Source organism: Novosphingobium resinovorum (assembly GCF_027922145.1).
In the GTDB taxonomy this organism is placed as follows: domain Bacteria; phylum Pseudomonadota; class Alphaproteobacteria; order Sphingomonadales; family Sphingomonadaceae; genus Novosphingobium; species Novosphingobium resinovorum.
This window is the reverse complement of record NZ_BSFC01000008.1, coordinates 73,029-96,340: the sequence shown is the minus strand read 5'-3', so window position 1 is coordinate 96,340 and position 23,312 is coordinate 73,029. Positions and strand designations below refer to the sequence as shown.

Annotated in this window: 22 protein-coding genes; 7 read left to right on the top strand and 15 right to left on the bottom strand. The window is 66.6% G+C overall.

The features are described from left to right. Positions 1 to 163: 163 nt before the first annotated feature. Genes PKE80_RS04775 through PKE80_RS04765 form a run of 3 tightly spaced genes read left to right on the top strand, consistent with a single transcriptional unit; the run spans position 164 to position 3,031 of the window. Entirely contained in the window at positions 164 to 571 is a 408-nt protein-coding gene (locus tag PKE80_RS04775; protein WP_271181525.1) for a nuclear transport factor 2 family protein, read from the top strand. Further along, positions 568 to 2,283 carry an FAD-dependent oxidoreductase gene (locus PKE80_RS04770; RefSeq protein ID WP_271181524.1) on the top strand — a complete coding sequence of 572 codons (1,716 nt, stop codon included), beginning with the start codon at positions 568 to 570 and terminating at the stop codon, positions 2,281 to 2,283. Before PKE80_RS04775 ends, PKE80_RS04770 begins: the two co-directional genes overlap by 4 nt. Then, entirely contained in the window at positions 2,276 to 3,031 is a 756-nt protein-coding gene (locus PKE80_RS04765) for an SDR family NAD(P)-dependent oxidoreductase (protein WP_271181523.1), read from the top strand. Before PKE80_RS04770 ends, PKE80_RS04765 begins: the two co-directional genes overlap by 8 nt. Before the next feature lie 128 nt (positions 3,032 to 3,159). Here PKE80_RS04765 and PKE80_RS04760 read toward each other — a convergent pair whose 3' ends face one another. Genes PKE80_RS04760 through PKE80_RS04735 form a run of 6 tightly spaced genes read right to left on the bottom strand, consistent with a single transcriptional unit; the run spans position 3,160 to position 7,904 of the window. After that, positions 3,160 to 3,660, bottom strand: coding sequence for a hypothetical protein (locus PKE80_RS04760; RefSeq protein WP_271181522.1), 501 nt, complete (start codon positions 3,658 to 3,660; stop codon positions 3,160 to 3,162). Further along, complete coding sequence (locus PKE80_RS04755) at positions 3,660 to 4,871, bottom strand: phosphotransferase family protein (protein ID WP_271181521.1); 1,212 nt, start codon at positions 4,869 to 4,871, stop codon at positions 3,660 to 3,662. The genes PKE80_RS04760 and PKE80_RS04755 overlap by 1 nt, the downstream gene beginning before the upstream one ends. Before the next feature lie 46 nt (positions 4,872 to 4,917). After that, a complete protein-coding gene (locus PKE80_RS04750) occupies positions 4,918 to 5,934 on the bottom strand; it encodes a zinc-dependent alcohol dehydrogenase family protein (protein WP_271181520.1) in 1,017 nt (338 codons plus the stop codon). Between the two features lie 14 nt (positions 5,935 to 5,948). Beyond that, positions 5,949 to 6,329, bottom strand: coding sequence for an EthD domain-containing protein (locus tag PKE80_RS04745; RefSeq protein WP_271181519.1), 381 nt, complete (start codon positions 6,327 to 6,329; stop codon positions 5,949 to 5,951). Between the two features lie 11 nt (positions 6,330 to 6,340). Then, complete coding sequence (locus PKE80_RS04740; protein WP_271181518.1) at positions 6,341 to 7,099, bottom strand: SDR family NAD(P)-dependent oxidoreductase; 759 nt, start codon at positions 7,097 to 7,099, stop codon at positions 6,341 to 6,343. A gap of 52 nt (positions 7,100 to 7,151) precedes the next feature. Beyond that, positions 7,152 to 7,904: an SDR family NAD(P)-dependent oxidoreductase gene (locus PKE80_RS04735; protein ID WP_271181517.1), complete on the bottom strand. Its 753-nt coding sequence runs from the start codon at positions 7,902 to 7,904 to the stop codon at positions 7,152 to 7,154. A 239-nt stretch (positions 7,905 to 8,143) separates the two neighbouring features. Here PKE80_RS04735 and PKE80_RS04730 point away from each other — a divergent pair, with 239 nt between their 5' ends. The 3 genes from PKE80_RS04730 to PKE80_RS04720 all read left to right on the top strand — a co-directional run bounded on the left by PKE80_RS04730 (position 8,144) and on the right by PKE80_RS04720 (position 11,768). Next, a complete protein-coding gene (locus tag PKE80_RS04730; RefSeq protein WP_271181516.1) occupies positions 8,144 to 9,763 on the top strand; it encodes an FAD-dependent monooxygenase in 1,620 nt (539 codons plus the stop codon). 131 nt (positions 9,764 to 9,894) lie between these two features. Next, positions 9,895 to 10,821 (top strand): DUF7064 domain-containing protein, encoded by a 927-nt coding sequence (locus PKE80_RS04725; protein WP_271181515.1) that lies wholly within the window; start codon positions 9,895 to 9,897, stop codon positions 10,819 to 10,821. Next, a complete protein-coding gene (locus tag PKE80_RS04720) occupies positions 10,821 to 11,768 on the top strand; it encodes a DUF7064 domain-containing protein (RefSeq protein ID WP_271181514.1) in 948 nt (315 codons plus the stop codon). The genes PKE80_RS04725 and PKE80_RS04720 overlap by 1 nt, the downstream gene beginning before the upstream one ends. A gap of 97 nt (positions 11,769 to 11,865) precedes the next feature. Here PKE80_RS04720 and PKE80_RS04715 read toward each other — a convergent pair whose 3' ends face one another. The 8 genes from PKE80_RS04715 to PKE80_RS04680 all read right to left on the bottom strand — a co-directional run bounded on the left by PKE80_RS04715 (position 11,866) and on the right by PKE80_RS04680 (position 19,771). Next, positions 11,866 to 12,288, bottom strand: a complete 423-nt coding sequence (locus PKE80_RS04715; protein WP_271181513.1) for a nuclear transport factor 2 family protein — start codon at positions 12,286 to 12,288, stop codon at positions 11,866 to 11,868. A gap of 16 nt (positions 12,289 to 12,304) precedes the next feature. Further along, a complete protein-coding gene (locus PKE80_RS04710) occupies positions 12,305 to 13,567 on the bottom strand; it encodes an aromatic ring-hydroxylating oxygenase subunit alpha (RefSeq protein ID WP_271181512.1) in 1,263 nt (420 codons plus the stop codon). Positions 13,568 to 13,607: 40 nt separating this feature from the next. Next, positions 13,608 to 13,955 (bottom strand): hypothetical protein, encoded by a 348-nt coding sequence (locus PKE80_RS04705; protein WP_271181511.1) that lies wholly within the window; start codon positions 13,953 to 13,955, stop codon positions 13,608 to 13,610. Continuing rightward, a complete protein-coding gene (locus PKE80_RS04700; RefSeq protein WP_271181510.1) occupies positions 13,952 to 15,757 on the bottom strand; it encodes an FAD-dependent monooxygenase in 1,806 nt (601 codons plus the stop codon). Before PKE80_RS04700 ends, PKE80_RS04705 begins: the two co-directional genes overlap by 4 nt. Positions 15,758 to 15,853: 96 nt before the next feature. Next, positions 15,854 to 16,264, bottom strand: a complete 411-nt coding sequence (locus tag PKE80_RS04695) for a nuclear transport factor 2 family protein (protein WP_271181509.1) — start codon at positions 16,262 to 16,264, stop codon at positions 15,854 to 15,856. A 14-nt stretch (positions 16,265 to 16,278) separates the two neighbouring features. Next, a complete protein-coding gene (locus PKE80_RS04690) occupies positions 16,279 to 16,686 on the bottom strand; it encodes a nuclear transport factor 2 family protein (protein ID WP_271181508.1) in 408 nt (135 codons plus the stop codon). 5 nt (positions 16,687 to 16,691) lie between these two features. Continuing rightward, complete coding sequence (locus PKE80_RS04685; RefSeq protein WP_271181507.1) at positions 16,692 to 17,456, bottom strand: SDR family NAD(P)-dependent oxidoreductase; 765 nt, start codon at positions 17,454 to 17,456, stop codon at positions 16,692 to 16,694. After that, on the bottom strand, positions 17,453 to 19,771 hold the full coding sequence (locus PKE80_RS04680; RefSeq protein WP_271181506.1) for a membrane-bound PQQ-dependent dehydrogenase, glucose/quinate/shikimate family: 2,319 nt from the start codon (positions 19,769 to 19,771) through the stop codon (positions 17,453 to 17,455). Before PKE80_RS04680 ends, PKE80_RS04685 begins: the two co-directional genes overlap by 4 nt. A gap of 159 nt (positions 19,772 to 19,930) precedes the next feature. On the opposite strand from PKE80_RS04680, the gene PKE80_RS04675 reads away from it, so the two are divergent. After that, positions 19,931 to 20,686 carry an SDR family NAD(P)-dependent oxidoreductase gene (locus PKE80_RS04675; RefSeq protein ID WP_271181505.1) on the top strand — a complete coding sequence of 252 codons (756 nt, stop codon included), beginning with the start codon at positions 19,931 to 19,933 and terminating at the stop codon, positions 20,684 to 20,686. Between the two features lie 79 nt (positions 20,687 to 20,765). On the opposite strand, the gene PKE80_RS04670 is transcribed toward PKE80_RS04675, so the two are convergent. Further along, entirely contained in the window at positions 20,766 to 23,282 is a 2,517-nt protein-coding gene (locus PKE80_RS04670) for a TonB-dependent receptor (RefSeq protein ID WP_271181504.1), read from the bottom strand. Between the last annotated feature and the right edge of the window lie 30 nt (positions 23,283 to 23,312).

Sequence of the window (23,312 nt, the reverse complement as noted above, 5' to 3'; positions counted from 1 at the left end):
TTGACCATATGAATTCATAATTCGGCTGAGATTCATGCGATAATTCTATTTTATCGCGATAAATATCGTTTTTTCGACGTTTTAATTGACATAACGGTCAAATGTGGGAGCTTTGCTCCGGGCGTCCCCGCAGCGACGGAGGACCACGCCGATAGGAGAGGACATGACCGACAGCAGGCAGATCGCGCGCGCGTTCTTCGACAAGTTGTGCAGTGGCGATTTCATGGGTGGTTTCGAATCGCTGGCCGAGGATGCGACCTGGACGATCATCGGCGACACGCCCCTTTCCAAGCATTTCACCAGGGATCGCCTGCTGACGGAGATGATCCCGATGCTCTCCACCTTCCGCGAACCCGCACGCATGGCGGTGAGCGAGATCATCGCCGAGGGAGACCGCGCCGTCGTGATCGCCAGCGTCGAGGGTGTCGGACCTTACGGTCCATACCGGCAGGACCCCTACTGCTTCATCCTGCGCACGCGCGACGGCCGCATCAGCGAAATCGTCGAGTATCTCGATACGGTTGCCGTGGAGACGGCCCTCGTCGGTCGCAAGCTGGTGGATGCGCGATGAGCGGGGCGAGCGTGATTGCACTTCCCGAAACGGCGGACATGGTGGTGATCGGCTCGGGCGCCGCGGGCATGACGGCGGCGACCGTCGGCGCGCTGAACGGGCTGGACGTGGTGCTCCTTGAAGCGGCCGATGTCTTCGGCGGGACCACCGCCTTTTCCGGCGGAGGCGTGTGGATTCCTGCGAACCACCACCAGCCGGCGCTCAGTATCGCGGACGATCGGGCCTCGGCACGCACGTATCTCGAGGCGGTGCTGGGCAACTTCTTCAACGCCGCCAAGATCGATACGTATCTCGACAAGTCGGGCGAGATGCTGGCCTTCATGGAAAGCCGCACCACGGTACGGCTGACGCCCAGCGACATTCCCGATTATGCCCCTTCTGCGGCAGGCTGGAATCAGGGGCGCTGTCTGCTCACGGCTGATTTCGACGGCAATGCGCTGGGCGCGGATTTCGAGCGCGTGCGTCCGCCGATCCGCGAGATGGGGTTGTTCAAATCGATGCAGGTCAGCCCCGCGCAGGCGGTGGCGATGCAGGGTTGGAATCGCTCACTTTCGGCCTTTCGCCTGACTGCCTCGCGCATGACGGGCTACGCTTTCGACCGGCTGCGGGGACGGCGCGGAAGGCACATGGCCAACGGCAATGCGCTGGCGGGGCGCCTGTTCAAGTCCGCGCGCGATGCGGGGGTACACCTGATCGAGAAAGCCCGCGCCTGCGATCTCGTGTTCGACGGCGGCCAGGTGACCGGCGTAGTGTTCGAGCATGGCGGCGGGCGGCATACGGTCAAGACGCGGCAAGGCGTCGTCCTTGCATCCGGCGGCTTCGGGCAGGACGAGGCGATGCGGCAGAAGTGGTTGCACCAGTCCGCGGCCGGCTGGTCGCTCCAGCCCGAAGGCAGCCGGGGCGACGGCATCCGCATGGCCGAGAAGCTGGGCGGGCGGCTGAACCCGGACAATGCGGCGAACGGCATCTGGGTGCCGGCCTCGCGCTATCAGCGGGAAGACGGCAGCGTCGGCCTTTTCCCCTCGCTGTTCTTCGATCGTCACTGCCCGGGGCAGATCATGGTCGATGCGCGCGACGGCAAGCGCTTCGTCGACGAGAGTTTCCACTACCAGAACTTCGGGGAAGTCTCGCTGGAGAAGGGCGTGACGCGCATCTGGCAGATCGCCGATGCCGAGGCGGTGGCGCGCTACGGTCTGGGTGCGATCAAGCCCGCGCCGTTCCGCCCGGACAAGTGGGTCGCCTCCGGCTACGCCCGCAAGGCGGCGAGCATTTCCGAACTCGCGCGCGAGCTGGGGCTCGATCCGCTGGCGCTGTCGGATACCGTGGAACGCTTCAACCGGCATGCGGCGGACGGGCGGGATCCCGACTTCGGACGCGGCACCAATGCCTATGACACCTACATGGGCGATGCGGGACATGGGCCCAACCCGTCCCTGCGGCCTCTGACCAAGGCGCCGTTCTACGCGATCGAGGTGCGGCCCAGCGATCTGGGCTCGATACAGGGCCTCGATACCGACGAGCATGCGCGCGTGCTCGGTGCCGATGGAGCGCCGATCGCCGGGCTCTATGCCGCCGGGCTGGACAACAACTCGATCATGCGCGGCAAATACCCCGGCGGCGGGGCCAGCCTGGGACCGGCAATGACGTTCGGCTACATCGCGGCGCTCGACATTGCCGCCCGTGCCGCAAGCAAAGGACGCGACCATGTTTGACCTCACCGGAAAATCGATCGTCATCACCGGCGCGGCTTCGGGCATCGGCGCCGCCACGGCGCAGCGTTTGCGCCGGGCAGGCGCGCAAGTGCTGATCGGGGACATCACCGATTGCGCAGAAAGCGCGGCACAGTGGGGCTGCACGTTCCGCCATACCGACGTATCGGACGCGGACCAGTTCGCCGCGCTGCTGGACGAGGCGATGGAGCGCCACGGAAGGCTCGACGTGCTGGTCAACAACGCCGCCTCGGCCGGTGTCCATGACATGGCCGAAGCCGATGCGGAGCGCGCCGCGCGCTATTACCGGATCAATGCGCTCAGCGTGCTCGTCGGCATGCGAGAAGCGGCGCGGCGGATGGAGCGGGGCGGCGCGATCGTCAACGTCGCCTCGCTGTCCGGCGCGCGGGGGACGCCGGGTTGGGGCGAGTACGGGATGAGCAAGGCGGCGATCATCTCCGCCACGCAGACCGCCGCGCTGGAGTTCGGACCGCTGGGCATCCGGGTCAATGCGGTCAGCCCCGGCGGTGTCGCCACGCCGCTGTCGATCGCCATCAACGGTGACGCACTCAGCCGGGCGCTGGAAGTGCTGGCGCCGATCGGTCGGGAGGGGCAGCCGGAGGACATTGCCGCCGCCGTCCATTTTCTCGCCAGCGACGATGCCGGCTATGTCACCGGGCAGAACTGGTTCGTCGATGGCGGCTGGAGCGTCGGCACCACGGTGCAGACGCTCGGCCGTATACTGGCTTGAGGTCATGACTTCTTAGTGAATCGTCATTGCGAGAATAGCGAAGCAATCCAGAGCAGTACGAAACCGCCCTGGATTGCTTCGCCATGCTAGCAATGACGAAGGGTGGTTTAACCCAATGTCATCGGGCTCTACGCCTCCAGCAGCGTCTCGATCGGGCGGACCTTGTCGGGCGCGGATTCGAAGCCTGAGCCGATGAACCACGCACGCTGGCGCTCGATCGGCATGGCGCTCGCGTCGATCACCACCCTGCGGGCCTGATCCGCGAGATCGGGGCCGAGGGTCTCGATGAGCGCGCAGGTGCTGTCCATCAGGGCGCTGCGGGCGGCTTCGATCTCGTGGTTTTCCCGTGACGGATCGGCAAGCGCCGCTTCCAGTGCCTCCCGCGGAGCCGACAGGGCCTGACTGGACGTAAGCGCGCCCAGCTTTCCGGCGAGGTCCAGCGCATCGCTCGACAGCGCGCGGATGAAACGGCGCGTCATCGGCAACTGGCTGCGCAGCACGCCGAGCGTGGCGAGCGACAAGTGCAACTGCTCCTGCGCCACCTTCTCGTCCGCCCGGATCGCGGGGCCGACGGCTTCGCGCAGCGCCTTGATGACGACCTGCAGCTGGAGATCGGAATCGGGGACCATCAGAGCACCTCCTTCAGCGTGCCGCGCAATTGTTCCATGATCGGGTAACTGATCATCGCCAGCCACGAGACGACGATGTCCTGATGCGTCTTGGCGCCCTTCGCCACGCGGTATCCGGTGCCGAGGCAGATCGAGACCGACAGGTAGCTGCACAGCACCCGGTAATAGGCCAGCCGCGCCGGATCGACCGTCAGGCCCGACGCCTTCTCGTAGGCGGCGATGTAGTCGTCGTAAGGCAGCATGCCGTTGATGAGCTGCGCGGTGCCTTCCTCATTCGAATGGCTGTAGGGGTCCATCATCGACCATGCGAGGTCCTGATGCCGGTCGCCCAGCAGCGCCAGTTCCCAGTCGAGCCAGGCGGTGATCCGCGCGTCGTGCTCGGTGAACAGAAAGTTGCCGGCGCGGCAGTCGCCATGGACCAGCGAGACGTGGTCGATCGGCGGCGCATTGGCGATGAGCCAGTCGTAGGCGACCGTCATCAGCGGTTCGTCGTGCGCGCGGTCTTCCTCCCACACCCGCCGCCACCAGTTGACGAGGCGGATGACGCTGGCGTTGGAGCCGACCTCCACGCCGTCGAAGCTGGGCAGGCGGGGCGCGAGTTCCGCGCCCATGCGGTGAAAGCGCGCCATGTGCTCGATGAACTGCGCGGTGATCGGCGCGCGCAGCTTAGGGCCATAGTTGAGGCCGATGCCGGTCACCTGCTGCGAGGGCAGATCGGAAGGCTTGGTCACGCCTTGCGCGAAGCCGTAGATCAGCGCGGGGTGCGGCAGGTGCTCGCCATCCGGATCGACCCAGAAGCAGGGCGGCACCGGCACCACCCCGTCGAGCGCCTGAAGCAGCTCGAACTCGCGCTTGCGGCTGGTCTCGACCACGGATTCGTTGGGTTCCATGCGCAGGACCATCGGCGCCTGGCGCCGGGCCGATCCGTCCTGCCATTCGAGTTCGAAGGCGACCTGGATCTTCGAGGCGCCGCCGGTCAGCCAGCGTGCGTTGGAGATCGTGAAATCGTCGCCCACGTTGGCGCGGATGAGGCTGGCGGTGCCTTCGATCAGGCTGTCCAGCGAATGGGCGGCGTAGACGTCGCCGCTCGCCCGCAAGCGCATCTTGCGCGACAGGGTGCGGTCGATCTCGGCCTCGACCGGAAACCGGTCCCGGATGGCGTCGAGGAAATGGTCCTCGGGGCGCTGACGTATGTCGAGAGTGCCGTGCATTGGTTCAGCCACTTCCTTCCCAGTCGTTTCTTGTATCCTGGCGGGGTCAGGTCATCTCGATGACGACCTTGCCCATGTGCTGCGCCGCGCGCAGGTGTTCATAAGCCTCTGCCGCCTCGTCGAAGGCGAAGCTGCGGTCGATCAGCGGTTCGATCCGGTGCGCTTCCAGTGCGCGGCCGAGATCTTCGAAATGGCGGCGCGAACCGACCATGACGCCGCGCACCAGCGCCCCGCCGATGAGGATCGCCAGCGGGTCGATCGTACCGGGGGCGATGACGCCGACCATGGCGATCTCCCCTCCGCGCCGCAGTGCCGACAGCGACTGCGGCATCGTGCTCGGCCCGGCGCTGTCGACGATCTTGTCGATCCCGCGTCCGCCCGTGAAGGCGCGGGCGGCGGCGCCCCATTTGGGCGTCGCGGCGTAATTGACGACATGGTCCGCGCCCATCGCCGTGGCCCGTTCCAGCTTGGCGTCGCTGGACGAGGTGATGGCGACACGTGCTCCGGCGGCCTTGGCCAGTTGCAGCGTCCAGATCGCGACGCCGCCGGTGCCAAGCGCCATCACCGTAGAGCCGGGCGCGATCGGCTCGCGGCCGTAGAGCGCGTTCCAGGTGGTGACGGCGGCGCAGGGCAGCGTGGCCGCCTGCGCGAAGTCCATGTAGGCGGGGATCGCCACCAGCCCGGCCTCGTCGATCACGACATATTCGGCGAGCACACCGTCGATCGCACCGCCCAGCGCGGACGCACCGTCCGCGTCGGTCATGTCGCCGCCGATCCAGCTCTGCATGAAGATCGGGCAGACCCGGTCCCCCACCGCGAAGCGCGAGCAGCCTTCACCCAGTTCGACGACCTCGCCCGCGCCATCGGAAAGCGGCACGATCGCGTCGGGCGCACCGCCCGGATAGTGCCCGTCGATCATCAGCAGGTCGCGGAAATTGAGCGAGAAGGCACGCATGCGCAGCAGCACCTGCCCGCGACCGGGGCGCGGCATGGCCGCGCGCTCCTGCCGCAGTCCGGCGATGCCCTGTCCCGGCGTGATGACGTAGCGTCGGTTTTCGGTCATCGCCGAATCTCTCCCTATGCGACAGTGTAGTCGAAGATGGTTTCCTCGTTTGCGAGGAAAGCGCTGATGCGCGGGGCGTCGATGAACTGTTCCTCGTCTGCCTGTAGCACGCCGCTCGCCTCGATGCCCTCGGGCGAGGAGAGCGCGGCCTGCATGGCTTCCTCGCTTTCCCACCATACTTCGGTGAGGCCGTCGGGCGGGCGCTTCCAGCCGCGCCCTTCAGCAAAGGCGTCGATCTCGGGCGAGACGCGCTTGTGGCTCTGGACATAGCGCACGAAGCCCATAGCCTTCGCATTGGCACGCACCAGCGCACCGTGTTCCACCAGCCAGCGGCGGGCGAACTGCTCGTCCGTCATTTCCGGCTTCTTCCAGACTTCGACGACCATCTTAATCATGTCAGTCTCCCTTAGATGGCGTAGCCGCCGTCGACGATCATCGGCGATCCGGTCATGAACGAGGACATGTCGGACAGCAGGAACATCGCGGCGTTGGCGATCTCGTCCATCTCGCCGAAGCGGCCGATGACGTGGCGCTGGCGCAGCCCTTCGAGCGCCTCGGAGAACACCGGGTCCTGCATCAGCCGGTCCTTGGCCATCGGCGTCATGATGAGGCCGGGGCACAGCGCGTTCACCCGGATGCCGAGCGGCCCGCCGTCGCAGGCGACCGCCTTGGTCAGACCGACGACGCCGTGCTTGGCCGCGACATAGTCCGAGGCGTTGATCTGCCCGCGAATGCCCGAGGAGGATGCGGTGTTGACGATGGCCCCGCCGCCGCTGTCCTTCATCACCCGGAACTGGTGCTTGAGGCAGTAGAACACGCCGACCAGATCGACGCCCAGCACCGCCGCGATATCCTCTGCGGTCAGTTCGTGGATCGGCTTGTTGCGCATTTCGATCCCGGCGTTGTTCATCGCCCCGTCGAGCCGGCCGTAAAGCGAAACCGCCTTGTCCACGGCGGCGGCGACGCTGGCTTCGTCGGTCACGTTGCAGGGCTGGAACGCGGCTTCGCCGCCCGCCTTGCGGATGCCTTCGACGACCTCGGCGCCCGCTTCGGCGCTGAGGTCGGTGACAAGCACGCGCGCGCCGTTCGCCGCGAAGACTTCGGCGCAGCGGCGGCCGATGCCCGAAGCCGCGCCGGTGATGAGGATGGCCTTGCCGTTCAGCATCCGTATTCTCCCTTGGCGGCCGAGCCGCTCTGCAAAGTCATGGGTCGCGCTCTCATCCCGGGAACAGCCCGCCGTCGACGATCAGTTCCGCGCCGGTGACGTAGGATGCGTCGTCGGAGCACAGGAACAGCGAACTGCGGGCGATCTCGTCCGGGTTGCCGATGCGCTTCATCGGGATCGAGGTGCGGATCATCTCGCGCTCCTCGGGCAGCATCGTCGCGAGTTGCGGCGTGTCGATCATCCCCGGGTAGATCGAGTTCACCCGCACGCCGCGGCCTGCATATTCCTGCGCGGCGGCCTTGCTCATGCCCCGGATCGCCGCCTTGGCGCCGTGGAACGAGAAGCACGTCACCGTCGACATCATCGCCAGCACCGAGGAGATGTTGACGATCGCGCCGTTGCCGCTGGCCCGCAGGTGCGGCATTGCCGCGCGCATGCCCAGGAACGTGCCGGTCTGGTCGATCGAGACGATGTGGTTCCAGCCCTCGAGCGTCTCGTCCTCCACTCCGAACATGTGGTTGAGGCCCGCGTTGTTGACCAGCGTGGTCAGTCCCCCATAAGCGGCAAGCGCCGCGTCGATGGCGGTCTGCCAGGAGCCTTCGCTGGCGACGTCATGCTCGATGGCGATGGCCGCGCCGCCGGATTCGACGATCTGCGCCACCACGGAGCGGGCGGCGTCGAGGCGGATGTCGGTAGCGACGACTTGCGCCCCTTCGCTGGCGAACAGACGGGCGTGCGCCGCGCCGATTCCGCTGCCTGCGCCGGTTATGAACGCGATTTTTCCGGAAAGTCGGCCGGTGGGCATCGTCTTGTCCTTCATCCCTTGGTGCAGTCAGTCGCTGCGCTTTCCATAAACAGACCAGACGGTCAGCCAATGTCAAGCATTCAATCGTGCCTTCGAGATCATGCACTCGGTTTCAGCGCGATTATTGCTAAAATCATAGCCTGACCCGGCTTGACGTCCATTTGCGCATTGCGCACAAGTTGACCATATGGTTCAATTTCGTTACTCGCGGTTGGGCAAGGCATAAGAGGGGAGATGGAATGACGCAGATCGAAGTGCCGGTGCTGATCGCCGGAGGCGGGCCGGTCGGCATGACGCTGGCCCTGAACCTTGCCCGCTACGGCATTCGCTCCCTGCTGCTGGAGCGGAACCCGGCGACCACGCGCCATCCCAAGATGGACCTGACCAATGGCCGCAGCATGGAGCTGTTCCACCGTCTCGGCCTGGACGAGGCGCTGCGCGACGCGGGCGTGCCGCGTGCGAACGGCTTCGACATCCTGTGGATCACCTCGATGGTCGGGCATGACCTGTACCGGTTTCCCTACCCCTCCGCCGACGAGAAGACCCGCATCATCCGCGAGGAGAACGACGGCAGCCACGGCGCGCAGGCGCCCTTGCGGGTCAGCCAGATCCAGATCGAGCCGGTGCTGAAACGGGCGATCGACGCCAATCCGCTGATCGACGTGCGCTTCGGCACCCGCTTCGAGCGGATCGTCGAGAACGGCGCCGATGGCGTCACCGCCGAGATCGTCGATTCGCAGAGCGGCGAAACCAGCACCGTCAAGTGCCGCTTCCTTGCGGGCTGCGATGGCGGGGGCAGCCGCGTGCGCCGGGGTCTCGGCATCGCGCTGGAGGGCGAGGAGAACGTCGCCGGGGCCTACATGGTCCACTTCCGCACCGACGACCGCGAACTGCTGCAGCGCTGGGGGCCGATCTATCATCTGCAGTCCGGGCTCGGCACGATCATCGCCCAGAACGACCACGACATCTATACGCTGCAGGCATGGCTGCTGCCCGGCATGAACCCCGACGAGATGACCGCCGAGGGTGTGCTCGAAGGCTGGGTGGGCAAGGCGTTCGACTACGAGATCCTGCAGGCCAATCCGTGGCATGCGCATTTCGTGGTGGCCGAGAAGTACCGGGACGCCAGTACGCTGCTGGCAGGCGACAGCGCGCACCAGTTCATCCCGACCGGCGGCTACGGCATGAATTCGGGGATCGCCGACGCCGCCGCGCTGTCGTGGGTGCTGGCTGCGAACCTGCAGGGCTGGGGCGGTGACGGGCTGCTCGATGCCTACGATGCGGAGCGGCGGCCGACCGCGTGGTGGCATCTCGAAGCCTCGCGCCGGCACATGGGCGTGCGCCAGCAGATCACGATGATCTACATGGAGGCGGGCGACCTCGAGGGTGAAGGCCCCGAAGCCGACGCCCGCCGCGCCGACGTAGCCGCAAAGATCGCCGCGCTCGGCAATGCCGAGAACGAGAGCTGGGGCGTGGAATACGGCTATCGCTACGACCAGTCGCCGGTCGTGGCGGGTGAGGGCGAGGCTCCGGCGATCGACCCGCTGACTTATGTGCCGAGCACCTGGCCCGGCGCGCGCCTGCCACACGTGTTCCTTGAGGACGGGACGGCGCTGTTCGACCGGCTCGGGCTGTTCTTCACACTCGTCGTGCTGGGCGATGCGGACACCGCGCCGCTGGAGGCTGCGGCGAAGGCTCAGGGCGTTCCGCTCGACGTGCTGCGGCTCGATCGCCCGGACCTTCGCGCGATCTACGAACGCGGCCTGATCCTGGTGCGGCCCGACCAGCACGTCGCCTGGCGCGGCGATGCCTTGCCGGACGACTGCGCGGGATTGCTGCGGCGCGTCTGCGGTCGCTAGAGCATTTTCTAATCAGGTGGGATCACCTGATGACTCGGAAAATGCGGCAAACCAAAAACCTGGGGCGGTTGATCCGGTACAGCCGGATCAACCGCCCCAAAACCGGATACAACGACAAGAGGAGAGGACAATTGACCGTCGAGAAGAGTCCCGAGGACTACTGGCAGGCCAACGATCACCCGCGCTGGAACCAGAGCGTCTACTTCAACTTCTACGATCCGGCGCAGCGCATCGGCTGCTTCATCCGCGTCGGCATCCTCGAGAATCTGGGCGAGACGAACAGCTGGTTCGTGTTCTTCCGGGACGGCAAGCCGCTGTTCAACCGCACCAACATGAACCTGCCCTACACCGCCACCCGGCTGGGGCTGGGTGACGGGCTGGAAGTCGCCGGGATGCGGCTGCGCTCGATCGAGCCGCTGTCGAAGGCGCACATCACTTTCGATGAACGGGACTTCAAGGTCGATCTGACCTGGGACGCGATCCTGCCGATGCAGGATGCGATCCACCTCAGCGATGCCGGGGCGGAGGACGCCTTCGCCAAGGAGATCGCCCATATCCACATGGAGGGCACCTGCCGCGTCACCGGCACGATCACGCTGGCGGACGGCGAGACGATCGCGATCGACGGCAAGGGCTTTCGCGATATCGCCGTCGGCCCGCGCAACTGGGACTTCCTGCGCCACTACCGCCTTGCCTGGCCGATCTTCGATAACGGTCTGTCGATCGTCTCGACACACGGCATCTCCACCAACGGCGACGACGCCTACATCAAGATGGTGGGCAAGGGCGGCAAGTGGATCGGCGTGACCGCGATCGAGGACCGCAACATCTACGAAGCCGACGGCATGACGCTGAAGGGCATGGACTGGCGTGTCACCGATGCGGACGGAGAGGTGCACGCCTTCACCGCGCGGCGGCTCTACTGCTGGACCTTCCCGCTCGATACTTTCGCGCTGACCGAGCACATGATGGAATATACCCTTGCCGACGGTACCAAGGGGTATGGCCTTGGCGAATGCGGTTTCCGCTTCCCCTGGGCGGGTAACGGAGAAGACTGATGGCATTCGATCCCGCAGCACTCGCCCGGCCGGCAATGGCCATCGACCCCGTGCATGATGGCCGGCACTCCCTGCCTGACCTGCCGTTGATGCGCGAATCCATCCCCTATTGCGTCGTCCTGCCCGAGCACGAGATCGCCTTGTTTACTTATACCTGGGTGGACAAGGACGGCATGGCGGGCGCGGCGATGGGCATCTGGGGCCGGGGTCTCGGCCGTGCGCCGATCGCGGTGCGCCTGCCCGATCGCAAGGTGCCCGATACCATGGGCTTCGACGACTGGCGGATCGACAACTTCACCATGCGCCAAGACCTCAGCTTCAACCGCGCGGAAATATCGTGGCGCAGCGAGGAAGCGGAGATCGCCTTCACGTACGAGGCGTTCCATCCGCCTTATGCCTACTCGACGCACAAGGACGGCTGCCCCTCCTACGCCGCCGACGACCGCATCGAGCAGAGCGGCCGCGTCTCCGGCACGCTGCGCATCGGGACACGGACCATCGACGTCACAGGCAGCGGCCACCGCGACCACAGCTGGGGGCGGCGCGACTGGGACGCGCTGCATTATTACCGCTGGTTTCAGGGCCAGTCGGGCGATGCCTTTTCGGTGCACTTCTGGGAGTTCTACGCCCTCGGCCGCCGTCAGGTGCGCGGCTACGTCTACAAGGATGCGGTCATGGCCGAGATCGCGACGCTCGACGTCGACTGGCAGGGCGACAGCCGCCTCGACCAGACCGCGTTCCAGTGCGACATCGTCGATGAACTGGGCCGCGCCACGCGGGTGGAGGGGGATGTCTTCGGGGTCTTCCCGCTCCCGGCCGCGCCGAACTTCGTGCTGAACGAAGGCGCGGCGCGGCTGACCATCGACGGCAATCCCGGCGGCGGCTGGATGGAGATGGGCTGGCCGATCTCCTACCTCGAACATGTGCGCGCGGCGGGCGTGTACTGAGCCTCTTCCCGTCATTGCGAGCGAAGCGAAGCAACCCAGGGCGGCTCAAGACTGCCCTGGGTTGCCTCGCTTCGCTCGCAATGACGAAGGGGAGCGATCAGGCCGGAAGGTACGCGCCCAGCGCGTTCATCACCACGCCCGTGTCGAAATATTCGCGGTAGAACACCAGCGTATCGCCCCGATATTCGTGCACGCCGACGTAGCGCTGGTCGTAGACCGCGCCGCCCGGCTCGCCGTAGCCGCGATACTCCACCAGCACGCGGTTCGGATCGGCGAGCGGGGTCACCTCCACCGAATTGAACTTCACGTCGAAGACTTCGGCGGCCGTGCGGAACATGCCCAGCGCATCCTCGCCATGCAGCTCGGTGGGCAGGCGCACCGTCCCGGCGAAGGGCAGCTCCATGTGCAGGTCGGGCGAGACCATCGCCCAGAAGGCATCCATGTCGTGCCCGAACAGCGCCATCAGCTTTTGCGCGTTGGCGACGTTGCGGTCGCTCAGGGCCTTGTCGAATTCGCTCATCGGTATCGTCTCCTGTTCAGGCGAGTGCTTCGGCCACGGTCCCGGCCTCGATCCATTTGTGCAGGTTGTGCAGCGAGTGGCGGATCATCACTTCGCCGTCCTGCAGCGGCATGGTGTCCTTCGCGCCCGATGCGATGCCTTCCTGCGTGCGCTCGGTATTGCCGACGTCTTCGAGCAGGATCTCGCCCAGCCGCGCGATGTAGTGCTCCTGCTGCAGCCGGCTCCACACATCGGTCGCATCGGGGATGTAGAAGCGGGCTTCCCAGCGCGTCTCGTCCTGGCTGACCGGCCAGAAGTGATGGGTCCAGAACCCGCCGGGGGAGACGTCGATCTGGAAATTCGGAAACAGCCAGGTCACGTCCACCGCCCAGCTCGCCGACTTGGTCGGGTTGATCGCCGGATGCCGCCGGAACACTTCGGTATCGTCGAGGCTGGCGGCCGAAAGCACGTTGCCGGTGGCGATGTTGCTGTAGAACAGGCGCTCCACCTGCGATCCGGGCGGCGGCGCGTACTCGGGATTGCCATAAGTCGATACCGAGCGGTGCGGCCCCCATGTCTGCGCGCTGATCGGCCGCGCGAAGGGGTTCTCGTTGCTGGCGAACGTGGCGCCGATCGTCTCGGGATGGATCGCCGGGATGTGGTAGGTCTCGGCGAAGGCGTCGGCGATGACCTTCCAGTTCGCTTTCAGCCGGGACTCGAACAGGATCGAGCGGTCGGCATTGGGGTAGGGGATGCCCCGGTAGATTTCCCCGAACGCGCCGAGGAATTCGGCCAGCGGCACTTCCGGCTCGCGCTGGAGGTTGATGAAGATCCACCCTTCCCAGATGTCGCAGGCGACGGGGGTGAGGCCGCAGGACTTGCGGTCGAAATCGAAGAAGTTCTTCTGGTCCGGCACCCCGACAAGCTCGCCGTCGTTGCGGTAGGTCCAGTTGTGGTAGCGGCACATGAAGCGCGAGGCATTGCCCTCTCGTTCCAGTACGACCTTGTTGGAGCGGTGCGAGCAGACATTGTGGAAGGCGCGGATGCGGCCGTCCTTCGTGCGGGTGACGAGCACTTCGGCGCGGGCGAATTCGAGCGTCTGGACGAAGTAGTCGCCGGGCGCGGCAATCCGCTCCTCGCGGCCGAGGCACAGCCATGCGCGCTTGAACACCTGCCGCACTTCGGCATCGAACCAGTCCTGCGAGCGGTAGGGTTCGAGGCTGACCGGCGCGGTGTCCAGCCCGGCCAGCGCGGTCAGGTTGGTGCGGTCCGCGCGGAAATCGGCGACCTGATCGTTCATGGTTCCTCTCCTTCGCCGTTTTCGGCTTTTTCCTGTTGTCTCACCCGAGAATGCGCGGCCCTTCCACCAGACGGACCTCGTGCGGATAGGGCGTGAAGGGCGCGCGCGGCTGGCGGTGCAGTTCCGTCGCCATCGACACGTGCGCCAGCGCCAGCAGGAGCTGCATCAACCTTAGCGGTGCGCCTTCGAGATCGCGCATGTCGCGCCCTTCCAGCGAACGGATCGCCTCGGGCGCGAGCGCCAGCATGGCGGTGTAGAACGCCTCGATCTCCTCCATCGAGGCGGCCTCGCGCGCGGCGCGCCGTTGCTGCGCGCTAGCCGCCGCCCAATAGGCGACGTGGGGTTCGAGCGCCTCGAACCCCGCCGGCAGCGAGCGGTCTGCGGTCACGCCGCCACCGGCTGATCGACGCGCCGGCCGAGCACGGTGGAGATCACGCCCTGCAGCGTGGCCCCGGCATCGGCCACCGGCACGGCCCCGCGCCAGGCGACGTGCTGGTCGGGCCGCACGATGATCGCCCCGCCGCGCTGCAGGCCGGAGATATTGGCCCAGCGATCGTCGACCGGCGTGAAATCCTCGTCCTTGCCGACAGGGACGAGATCGATGGTCAGCCCGCTGGCCGCGCGGGCGGCATCGACGGCGGCGGTCCAGTCCCCCGCAGGTCCGTCCACGAACACGGTGAAGCGGTCGAGCCGGGTCAGGTCGAGGGTGGAGACGCGCTTGTCTTCCCCGGTGTTCTTCGCGTCAAGCCAGACGTGGGCCATGCGGTGGCCGGGGCGCATGGTGGGCACATGGGTATCGCCCAGCAACCCGCGCGGCGGCGGCTCGGTGCCGTCGGGGACGATGGCGCCGGTGTCGTAGCGGAAGCCGATCTCGATGTCGTGGGCCTGGAATTCGGCGCGCTGGGTGCCGATCACTTCGGCCACCATCTGCCGCCGTGCCGCGCCTTCGGGCGTGTCGGAGAACAGCTTGTGATAGGCGCCGATGTTGAACTCCACCGGCACGCCCGGCATCAGCCCGATCGCGGAATCGATGGTCAGGTGGTTCTGGAAGGTCATCATCGCCCAGGCCACGTTGTTGGCGGCCACCGGACGGCGCTCCGCCTCGTAGCTGTCCAGCAGGGCATCGCCCGCGTCGCCGCGGATCACGGCGGCCAGCTTCCACGCCAGATTGTGCGCGTCCTGGATCGCGCTGTTGAGGCCCAGGCCGGTGGTCGGCGGATGGCGATGCGCGGCGTCTCCGGCCAGGAACACGCGGCCCTTGCGGTATTCGCGCGCCAGTACGCCCTGCACCTGCCAGTCGTTCATGCGGATGATCTTCGGGTCGAGATCGGGCAGGCGCAGCAGTTCGCGGATCTGCGGGATCGCGGTTTCGGCGTCGAGCTTGCCCGCCTCGCCCGGCTGGAAGGCGAAGTGCATCAGCCATTCCTTGCTTTTCGCGCCAAACGTATCGGGGCCGAGCGCGACCATCACGCCGCTGCCCCACGAACCGCCCTTTTCGGGGTTGGTGAACCAGCGGATCATCACCGACTCGTCCTCGATGTACTCGGAGAGGTCGGCGGCGAACCACACTGTCACCATGTCGATCAGCCGGTCGATGCCGTCCATCGCGATGCCGAGCGATGGCCCGACCAGACGCCCGCCGTCCGCCGCGATCATGTACTGCGCGCGCACTTCGTAGACTTCGCCGGAACTGCGATCCTCGACTTGCGCGGTGACGCCGTCATCGTCCTGCGTGAAGCTCTTGAGTTCCTGATGGAAGGCGATGCGCGAGGTGGGGTAAGTGGCGAGGTGCTCCAGCAGCAGCGGTTCGATGTACATCTGCGCGAAGTTGGCGGCGCGCACCGGGCTGTCGGCGCCGTAGGCGTCCTTCAGCGAGTGGCCGCCGAAAGCGTCGATGATGCCGATGCGCTTGCGGTCGAGCGGACCGTCACCGCCGAGGCTGGTGTACCAGCCCACGCGGGCCATGTTCTCGGCCGGGGTGCTGCTGCGGTAGATGTGATCGGCCAGCCCCTCTTCACGCAGGATCTCCATCGTGCGCTGGTTCAGGTAATGCGCCTTGGGCGCGGGCGAGGTGGCCGGATAGCGCTCTATCACCAGGCACTCGATGGCCAGCCGTCCAAGGAAGTTCGCGCTGGCCAACCCGCAGCCCGCGCCGCCGACGATCAGGACCGGGACTTCGATTCGCTTCATTTCGCGTGACCTCTCCATTGCCTGGCTCAAGCGCCGGGAGCGCTCCGCCGCATTTTTCGCAGAATGCTACAACTGACCAAATAGTCAATATTAAGTTCAGGCCGCCTGCGCCTCGACTTGCGCCACGTAAGCCTCGACCTGATAGGGATCGAACAGTTCGCGCACTTTCAGCAGCACCCCGTCACGGTACGTGAAGAACAAGTGGTAGGTGTTGCGGTAGATCGCCGAACGCGGGCCGATGCCATAAGACTTGCCGAGGATCGCCACGGTATCGCCGTCCGCCACCGCCTGCTCGACATGGAATTCGAAATGCTCGAACCCGCCGAGAAATCCGTCGAGCAGTTCGCGCATCGCCACCTTGTCGCGCTCGCCCGCGAAGGCGAAGCGATCGGGCAGGTAGGGCATCGTCCATGTGCCGTCCTCGGCGAAGGCGGCGAACATCGTGTCGAGGTCGCGTTCGGAGAGGAGGCGGCAGGCTTCGAGGGCGCGGTCCTTGTTGGTCGTCATGGGTAGAACTCCTGTCAGAATGCGGCGGCGAGGTCGCCGAAGGCGCGGGTGACCTCCGTGGTGTCCCAGTATTCGCGGAAGAGGATCAGTCTGCCCTCCTTGAAGCGCATTATGGTGATGTATTGCTGGTCGTAGGTGCCATTGGGTGCCGGGCAGGTGCCGACGTATTCGACCACCACTTCGCCCGGATTTCCGGTCTCCCTTGCGGTGATGCCGGTGAAGCGCAGGCCCTCCAGCCCCGAGACGACCTTCTCCAGATAGGCTCGCGAGGCGTGCTTGCCGGTGACCCGCTGCGGCATGCCGATCGAGCGGGCGAAGGGGAATTCGAGGACGAGATCCTCGTCGGCGATGGCCCACCATGGCTCCATGTCGGCGCCGAACGTCGCCATGAGATCGGCGGCTATGCGTGCGTTTTCAGCCATTCGTCCTATCCCGCCAAGAGGCCGCCGTCGATCGGCAGCTCGACCCCGTTGACGAAGCGCGCCTCGTCCGAAGCAAGGTAGACGCAGCCCCAGGCGATGTCCTCGGGCGCGCCGTTGAAGCCGTTGGGCTGCTGCGCGGAGAAGGCGGCGCGCGTCGCTTCGGGGTCGTCGCTGCGGTCGAAGATGCCCTGCAGCATCGGCGTCTCGATCACGCCGGGGTGGATCGAATTGGCGCGGATGCGCTGGTGGGCATGCTCGACGGCGGTGGACTTGGTGAAGGTGCGCACGGCGCCCTTGGAGGCGCAGTAGGCCGCGAAACCGGGGGCGCCGACGACACCGTAGGCCGAGGAAATGTTGGTGATCGAGCCGCCGCCGCCCGCGATCATCGGCGGCAGCGCATGCTTGGTCAGCAGGAATACGCCGCGCGCGTTGATCGCCATGATGCGGTCCCATTCGTCCACCGCAAGGTCGATGTCGCTGCCTTGTCCGGGAACCCCCGCGCAGGCGACGGCAGCGTCGAGGCGGCCCCAGGTTTCGGTCGCCAGCGCGACTGCAGCGGCGACGTCGCTCTCCTTCGAGGCGTCGCAAGTGGTGAAGCGGACCTTCTCGGGCGCCTCGTCCAGCAGGGTGCGCAAGGCGGCGTCGAGCGGGGGCTGGATGTCGCAGGCGAGCACCCGCGCGCCTTCCTCGACGAACAGCCGCACGACCGCCGCGCCGATGCCCGATGCGCCGCCCGATACCACGGCGACCTTGTCCTGAAGTCGATTCATTTCCCATCTCCCTTGGATTTGCTTGCGGAGCAGCCCGGCAGCCGGAAGGCCACGACGCTGTCGGAAAGCGGTGATTGCAGCATGTTGTGGCCGCCTGCGGCGGTGGCGACGTACTGGCAGCCGGTGCGCGGGCTGCGGTAGGTCATCGGCATCGTCTGCGCGCTGGCGGGCAGGCGGGCGGACCACAGTTCCTCGCCCGTCGCGGTGGCGAAGGCACGCAGGGTCTTTTCGCGCGCGGCGCCGATGAAGGTGAGGCCGCTCGCGGTGGTCAGCGATCCGCCGAAGTTGGGCGCGCCCATCGGGATCGGCAGGCCGAGCGCCAGGCCCAGCGGCCCGGCATCGCGCGCGGTGCCGAACGGGCGCTCCCATGCGACCTTGCCGGTGTCGAGATGGATCGCAGCGATCCGGCCGAACGGCGGGGCATTGCACGGCACGCCCAGCGGCGACGCGAGGGGCTTGAGGCGAACACCGAACGGGGTGCCCGCCTGCGGCAATGGCAGGCCGAAGTTGGTGACGGCATGACTGTCCGTCGCGGCACCTGCGATCAGGCGGTCGGTCTCGGCGCGCGGCACCAGTTGGATGATCGTGCCGTAATAGAGCGCGTTGGCCACGGCGATGCGCCGGACGGGATCGATCGCCATGCCGCCGAAGTTCATGCCGCCACCGATGCTGGGATAGATCAGCGCCTCGTCGGTGCCGGGCGGGGTGGCCTTGCCGTCATAGCGCAGTTGCCGGTAGCGCACGCGGCACCAGAGCTGGTCGAACGGGGTGAGGCCCCACATGTCGCGCTCGGCAAGGTCCGGGCCGGCCATGGAGTGAAAGGCGGAGAAGGGCTGCGTCGCGGCGACTTTCTCCACCGCCCCCCGGCTGGGGACGGCGCGTTCCGTGACCGGCAGCAGCGGTTTGCCTGTGCGCCGGTCGAGCACGAACGTCTCGCCGCGCTTGGTCGGGATCGCGATGGCGGGGGTGTTGCCAACTGCGAAGAGGCTGGGCTGCGCGGGAACGTCATAGTCCCACAAGTCGTGGTGGGCGGTCTGGAACGACCAGCGCACCGCCCCCGTGGCGACGTCCAGTGCGACGACCGAGGAGCCGTATTTCTCGCTCGCCGCACTGCGCAGCGCGCCGTAATGGTCGGGTGTGGGATTGCCGGTCGGGGCGTAGATCAGGCCGAGGGTATCGTCCACGCTCATCGGCGCCCAGGTGTTGGGCGTAGAGCGCGAGTAGTGCTCGCCCGGTCGGGGCCCGTGGACGTTCAGCGGATTGCCCGCGTCCCAGGCCCAGACAAGCGCGCCGGTGCGCACGTCGTAAACGCGGATGACGCCGGAGGGTTCGTCGTTGCTCTGGTTGTCCGCCACCCATCCGGCGACGACGATGCGGTCGCGGGCGATGGCGGGCGGGGCGCTGGAATAGTAGAAGCCGGGCTGCACCAGTCCCATGCCGTCGAACAGGTTGACGGCGCCGTCCGTGCCGAAGCCCTCGCAGGGCTTGCCGTCGGTGGCATCAAGCGCGATCAGGCGGCCGTCGAAGGTGGCGGTGACGATCCGCGCGGCGCAGCGGCCGGCGCCTTCGGTCCGGGCGAAGGCCACGCCGCGACAGGTCCGCACGGCGGAGGAGCCCTTGGCGGATACCCGGGGATCGAAGCGCCAGAGTTCCCGGCCGCTGTCAGGATCGAGCGCGAAGACCGAATTGTCCTGCCCGCACAGGAACATCCGCCCGCCGACCATCAGCGGTGTTGCGGAGAGGTAGCCGGTGGAGGGGTCGGACGGAATGCGGGTATGGAAGGTCCACGCGGCTTCGAGCTTGCCGACATTGGCGGGCGTGATCTGCGCCAGCCGGGAAAAGCGGCTTCCGCCCTTGTCCCCGCCCCACGATGTCCATTCGTCCCCCGCTGCGTCTGCGGGGATCGGCGCCGAGGCGGCGATCGCTTCGGCCGCGCGAATGTCGTGGCTGTCGCGCCCGAAGTGCGCGCCGACGACCAGCAGCAGCGCCAGTGCTCCGACACCCGCCGCAAGGCTGGCGCCCCGGCCGAGCGAGGCGCGCGCACCGGGAATGACGAAAAGCAGTCCGAGCAGCGCCGGGGCCAGCAGCCGCGCCGTCAGCGGCCATGGCGCGAACCCGCTTTCCGCCACCGCCCATGAGATCGTGACCGTGAGGAACAGCGCATAGCCCTTGGCGCCGGTGCCGCGCCCCAGGGCGATCAGTGTGCCTGATCCCAGCAGCACGGCTCCGGCAAGCAGGTAATAGATCGAGCCGCCCAGAGCGACGAGCCACAGGCCGCCGATCAGGAATGCCAGACCTGCGATAGCCGCTGCCATGCCCAGGGCAATCGTGCCCCGGCTCGCCGTTTTCGGCGTCATCCTCGTTTCCCCGTTCGTTTTGAGGAGGCTGGACTAAACTTACCTTATGGTCAATAAAAACATTGCACGCCCACCCGTATCGAGTGGGGAAGGATGCGAAGATGGGAGAACGAAGGAATGAAAGGTCTTCAGGACAAGTCGATCGTCGTCACCGGCGGTGGCAGCGGGATCGGCGAAGCGGTGGCGCTCGCGCTGGGCGAGGCGGGCTGCCGGGTGACCGTGGCGGACCTCGATGGCGGCAAGGCGCAGGCTGTCGCGGCAGCGATCGGGCAGGCGGGCGGCACCGCGCAGGGCATCGCGGCGGACGTGGCGGATGAAAGCTCGGTCACCGCGATGATCGAGGCGGCGGTGCGCGCCTACGGCCGCCTCGATGGCGCCTGCAACGCCGCCGGAGTCCCCCAGCGCGGCAAGCTGCTGCACGAAATCGAACTCGACGAATGGGACCGCTGCCACGCGGTGAACCTGCGCGGGCTGTTCCTGTGCAACAAGCACGAGATCCGCGCGATGCTCGACAAGGGCGGGGCGATCGTCAACATCGTCTCCACGTCCGCGATGGTCGGTTTCCCGAACGGCAGCGAGTACTGCGCCAGCAAGGCCGGAGCGATGGGCCTGACGCGCGGCGGCGCGATCGATTATGCGACGAAGGGCATCCGCATCAACGCGGTGCTGCCGGGCGGTACGCTCACGCCGATGCTGAAGGGCGCGATGGAGGTCGATGCCGGGCTGGAACAGGCGCTGGCCGCCGTCCATCCGATGAACCGCTTCGGCCAGCCTTCCGAGATCGCGGGTGCGGTGCGCTGGCTGCTGTCGGACGAAGCCTCGTTCGCCACCGGCGCCTCGTTCGCGATCGACGGAGGGCATACCAGCATCTGATCTTCATCCGTCACGATGGCAAAAAAGTGGCCCGGAAACCTCGCGGTTTCCGGGCCTTTCAGGAGGGTAGGTTGCTTCTTCAGAAGTTCATGCCGACCGTGATGCCGTATTCCGCCGGACGGCCGGTGTAGCGCACGAAGGTGTCGTAGGCCTGCGTGGCGTTGCTCCAGTAATAGGTGTTGAAGATGTTCTTGCCCCAGACCGACGCTGTCCACTTGCCGTCCGAGGAACGGATGCCGAGGTTGGCGTTGACCAGCGTATAGGCCTTGATGTCGTAGAGGTCCGAGGTCGCCCCGAAGGTGGCCGAACCCGGCACGACCAGCGCCGACACCGAACTGCTCTGCCCGTTGAGGCCCGCACCCACGAAGCCGTCCAGCGCCGAGCTGACCGGGAACGTGTAGTCCGCCCGCAGCGAGTACTGCCACTTGGGCGAGAACGGCAGGTCGACGCCCTTGAACGAGGCGTTCACCGGCACCAGCACGCCGCTTACCGCCGTCTGGCCCACGGCGCCGAGGTACTTGTCCACCTTGGCGTCGAGGTACGTCACCGAGGCGCTGAGCGACAGGCCCTGCATCGGGCGCGCGGTGACTTCGAGTTCGGCGCCCTTGATGGTGGACTTGGGCACGTTCAGCAGCTTGTCGAGCGCGCCGAAGATCGGATCGACGAACTTCGCGCGGGTCTGCTTGTTCTTGTAGTCGTAGTAGAACGCGGCGCCGTTGATGGTGAGCAGGCGATCCATCAACTGGGCCTTGAAGCCCGCTTCGTAGGCCATGATCGATTCCTGCTTCACCGGCGCATAGGCATCGAAGATCGCGCCCGACAAGTGCGGGAAGCTGCCCGCCTTGTAGCCCTTCGAGACGTTGGCGTAGAGCAGCAGGCCGTCCACCGGCTTGAAGTCCGCGCCGACCATCCACGAAGTGCTGTTCTCGCGGATGCGGGTGTTGACGGTGGTGGCGGTCAGGAAAGTATCGGGATCGACCGGATCGTTCGCCGAAGGATCGCCCAGCACCAGCCCGCGCGTGTCGAGGATGATCGAGCCGCCCGGTGCGATCGTCGGGATCTGGTAGCCCGGGCCGCCGTAGAGCGGGCCGAGCGAGCCGTACACCGCGTTGAAGAAGTCGGTCAGCGTGACGCCCGGAGTGCCGCCGAAAGTGGTGTCGGTCGGCAGGATCGGGAACTGCGGCAGATCGCCGTTGAAGGCATAGGCATCGCGCTTGGCACGGGTCTGGCGGATGCCGGCCTTGAGCGTGATCTGGTCGTTCACGTCGAACTCCAGGTTTCCGAAGGCGGCGTAGTTCGTCATCTTCTGGCGGGTTTCATACGTGCTGCCGACGATGCCGTTGACGTACGTGGAACTGGTGTCGGTGTAGGTCAGCCAGGTGACTTCGTTGACCTTGGTGCGCTCGTAGTTCGCGCCCACCACCCAGCGCAGCGCGTTGTGGGAATCGTTGGCGATGCGCACTTCCTGCGTGAAGCTCTTGATGTGGCCGCTGTCGCTGCGCAAGTCGAGGTCGCGCAGCGCGGTGCCGCCGCCTTCGGTGGTGTTGTCGAACTTGAGGTCGGTGTAGCCGGTCAGCGACGTGACGGTGATGCCGCTGAAGTCGTAGTCCATGCGGAACAGGCCCTGCAGCATGCGGTTGTCCTGCCGCGGGCGATAGTCGGTGGACCAGTCGGCGGCGCGGGCATTGCGCGGTGCGTTGGGGTAGGTCGCCTGCGGATAGGGCACGGGGCCGTCGGCATAGGTGAACGGCGCGATGGCGGGGGCGCCGGACACGTCGTTCTGCGGCACGAAGGCGATGCGCTGCGGGGCCTGCGGCTCGCTCTGGTCGCGCCAGCCGTTGAGGTTGAGCGAGGCCTTGAAGTCGCTGCTCGGCTCGAATTCGAGGATCATGCGCCCGGCGATCGTATCGGCGCGGCCGTTGCGATCGTCGCGGGTATAGCTCTTCTGCCAGGGATCGCCGTTGACCGCCTTCACCGCGATGCGTCCGCCCAGGGTATCGGTGATCGGGCCGCTGATGAAGCCGTTGGCCTCGATCGTGTTGAAGCGGCCGTAGCTGAAGGTCGCGCCGCCCTCCAGCGTCGGCGTGGGCGTGTTGGCGACGAAGTTGATCGCGCCGCCGGTGGCGTTGTTGCCGAACAGGGTGCCCTGCGGACCCTTCAGCACTTCGACGCGCTGGAGGTCGAAACCGGTCTGCGCGGACATCACCGGCAGCGCCAGCGGGAACTGGTCCATGTAGACGGCGACGTCGGGGTAGGACGCCAGCGAACTGTCGTAGAAGCCGACGCCGCGGATCGTGTAGACCGGCGTGGCGTTCGGCGTCGGCGCGAAAGTGAGGCCCGGCGTCACTTTCGCCAGGTCCGCGATGTTGGAGATGTTCTGGACCTTCAGCGCCTCGCCGCTGACCGCGCTGACGGACGAGCCGACTTCGCTGAGGTTCTGTTCGCGCTTGTTGGCGGTGACGACGATCTCGTTCGTGCTGGCGGACGAGGGTGGCGGTGTGGCTTCAGCGGTCTGCGCGTTCGCATACGTCGCGGAAAGCCCCAGCGACAGCAGCGATCCGCCTGCAAAAAGCACAGCGCGTGCATGCATTTTCATCGATTATCCTCCCCATGGTGCGGCGCTTTG